This is a genomic window from Kitasatospora sp. NPDC091257 (assembly GCF_044757675.1).
Classification (GTDB): Bacteria; Actinomycetota; Actinomycetes; order Streptomycetales; family Streptomycetaceae; genus Kitasatospora; species Kitasatospora lactacystinica.
Map to the genome: position 1 here is coordinate 1 of NZ_JBIVVI010001177.1, position 2794 is coordinate 2794.

4 protein-coding genes are annotated in these 2794 nt (G+C 63.5%); all 4 read right to left on the minus strand.

Translation table 11 applies throughout. The features are described 5' to 3' along the window. Positions 1–410: 410 nt before the first annotated feature. Genes ACIQOV_RS35955 through ACIQOV_RS35970 form a run of 4 tightly spaced genes read right to left on the minus strand, consistent with a single transcriptional unit; the run spans position 411 to position 2556 of the window. Positions 411–569 carry a DUF6760 family protein gene (locus tag ACIQOV_RS35955; protein ID WP_331768875.1) on the minus strand — a complete coding sequence of 53 codons (159 nt, stop codon included), beginning with the start codon at positions 567–569 and terminating at the stop codon, positions 411–413. After that, complete coding sequence (locus ACIQOV_RS35960; RefSeq protein WP_331768671.1) at positions 566–949, minus strand: hypothetical protein; 384 nt, start codon at positions 947–949, stop codon at positions 566–568. The genes ACIQOV_RS35955 and ACIQOV_RS35960 overlap by 4 nt, the downstream gene beginning before the upstream one ends. Beyond that, complete coding sequence (locus ACIQOV_RS35965) at positions 949–1392, minus strand: phage tail protein (protein WP_331768670.1); 444 nt, start codon at positions 1390–1392, stop codon at positions 949–951. The genes ACIQOV_RS35960 and ACIQOV_RS35965 overlap by 1 nt, the downstream gene beginning before the upstream one ends. A 27-nt stretch (positions 1393–1419) precedes the next feature. Further along, a complete protein-coding gene (locus tag ACIQOV_RS35970) occupies positions 1420–2556 on the minus strand; it encodes a phage tail sheath C-terminal domain-containing protein (protein WP_331768669.1) in 1137 nt (378 codons plus the stop codon). Between the last annotated feature and the right edge of the window lie 238 nt (positions 2557–2794).

The following is a 2794-nucleotide window of genomic DNA, read 5'->3' on the forward strand; positions in this document are numbered from 1 at the left end:
GTCATAGACACCAGTCCCCACGGGGGGCGGCGTGAGGAAAGACGAAGCCGCTGAAGGACCGGGCGTACGGTACCCAGCTGTACTCACCTTCGCATCCGCGACCAGTCCTGACAGACGCTCGGCCGACGGCCCCTTGCGCTCGTCAGGACTCGACCGCCAGACAAGGAAAGGCCCGAGCCCCGTTCCGTCCAACGCGTGTGCGCCACTGGACCGACGTGCCGCACACGCTGGGTAAGGCATCCGTGTCAGGCAGGTCCATGACAGTTCGTGCCCCGATAGGGACATCCACTGTACCTGCCAGGCCGACAGACGATCACGGAAGCCCTGCAGATCGAGTACTGGCTCAACCTTGCTGAAGGCCTCTGCGACCTCCTGCTTCGGCAGCACTGACCTGCCATGGCTCATGTGGATCATCCGCCTCTGTTGATACGCGTGTTGATGTGGCCGATTTCGCGCACATAGCGGAGCCGGTCTCCGTGTACGAGATCGAGCAGATCACCCGGCGGCCAGTGGAAGTGATACGCGAGGTATGCGACCTCCTCATAGAGCCGTCGCGCCGGGTGGATCAGGATTCCCCCAGGCGTTCACCCGCTCCGGGGCCCTCAGGGTCAACAGCATTGATCTGCTCGTAGAAACGCTGCAGATAAGCCACGTCCGCGGCGAACAGCTGCTCCACGACTTCAGCGCTCACGTGGCGCACCTCGCCCAAGCGAGTGATCACGAGACTGAGCAGCACTACCCCCAAGTAGGCGGGATTCTCTCGCACTCGCTGATCCATCAACGGAGACAGCTCGTCACGTGCGGTGGCCAGGCGCATGGCACCGTTCCGGTGGACCCGGCCAGCCTGGTCCACGTATCCCATCGGGAGATCGAACTCGAACTCCGTCCGCAGCGGCTCTGCGCCACCCTCCGTCAGCTGATCAGTCTGGTAGGCCATCTGGGTCGTCATTACGGCTCAACCGTGATGTCTTCGAACTCAAGCGTGACCGTCTCCAACGCCGGACCGCTCCCATCAGCCTGCAGATCTGCGCCGCTCCATGCACTGGCCCAGCAGTTGACCAGTCCGATACGGCGCACCACGTTCTTCTGCGCGTCGATCATCTTGATCGTCACATGCTGCCGAGCGCCGTCCAGATTCGCATCCAGCAAGGTTGCCTTGAGCCAGTTCGTGAACTGCGTGCTCTTGTCCATCCCCCGAGTGACTGTCACCTGACCGCTCTGGGGAGCACCCGGCTGCTTCCGGTAGATCAGTTCACCGCTCGGGCTCACCTGGGTCACCGCAATGACATCTTCAGCGATTTGCAGGCCAGAGACGGCCTGCACCGTCTCCACCTGATAGTTTCCCAGGTCGATGGCGAAACGGAACGGCGTCAGCGTATTACCGGTAGTCATCTCTTAGCTCCTCTAGGAGTCGGGCCTCTAGGCGCCGTAGGTCTGGGTGATGCGGAACACGACGAACTCAGCCGGCCGAGTCGGTGCCACGCCGATGTCGCAGATGAGCTGGCCCTGGGCCATGGTCGCGGGAGTGTTGTTCGTCTCATCGCACACGACATAGAACGCATCGGCCGCGGTCTTTCCGACCAGGGCGCCGCTGCGCCACTGGTCAGTGAGGAAACTGGTGGCCGTGCCGCGGACCCTGGCCTGCAGGTCTGCGTTGTTGGGCTCGAAGACGGCCCACTGGGTGGACTGCTTGATGGAGTCGCTCAGGAAATTGACGTAGCGCCGGACGTTCAGGTAGCGCCAGTCCACGTCGGTCACGGCCTGAGTCCGGGCCCCCCACACCAGGCTGCCCTGGGAAGGGAAAGTCCGCAGGCAGTTGAAGCCCTTGTCATTGAGAGGGCCCTGAAGGTCGTCGGTCAGGGTGAATTCCAGGTCGAGCAGGCCGTTGACGGCCACGTTGGCCGGGGCCTTGTACACTCCGCGGTCGGCATCGGTGCGTGCCCACGTCCCCGCCACATGTCCGCTCGGTGGAATCAGCACCGGACTGGCATCGTACGCACTCGGTACCTGCAGCCACGGGTAGTACACCGCCGCGAAGGAAGCCGTAAGGCCGGTCAGGCCCAGGTCCAGGTTCGCGGCGTCCGTCGGGATGGTGCCCTTCGGCAGATCGAGCAGCGCTACCCGGTTCCCCATCGCCTCGCAGTGGTTCACCACTGCCTTCTGAGCAAGGGGCCGACCGGCAGCGTCGATGCCGGTGATGTCATCGAGGCCGGGGACCGCCACCATCGTCACATCCAGCTGGGCCTTCAACGCGTCCAGCGCCGCATCCAGATTCGTGGAGGCGGGATCGACGTTGAGGATGTAGCACGGCCCGCCGCCGTTGGTGAACCAGCCGTACAGCGCATTCGTCATCTGCGGCTTGGTGGCTGAGGCCGTGAGGTCGACGAACTGATCGAGGTACTCCTGCCAGGTGTTGACCTTCTCCGGGACCAGAGGGGTCGCAAAAGGCGTATCAGTGGGGCCGATGAAAGCCGCGACCGATGTTGCGGCCGCTGCGATGACGCGCACACCACTGGGAACCTGCTCCACGTAGACACCGGGAGCCTTATACAACATGGGATTCTCCTTCGAGAACGGCCTGGATCCCCCCTCGCCACCATCTCCAATTCCTCCTCCCCTCGCCAGGCGAAGCCGAGGCCATGTTCAGGCAGCACGGCCTCCTGTATGGGCAGGACACCGGTCGCCCAATGCCGCGGAGTTAGCCTCCGCGTTTCACGTCGGGCTGGGACCGGATCGTGGGCGGGAATGCGAAAGTGCCTTCTGAACTGGGACGATGAGGCTTGTCTAAGGTCTC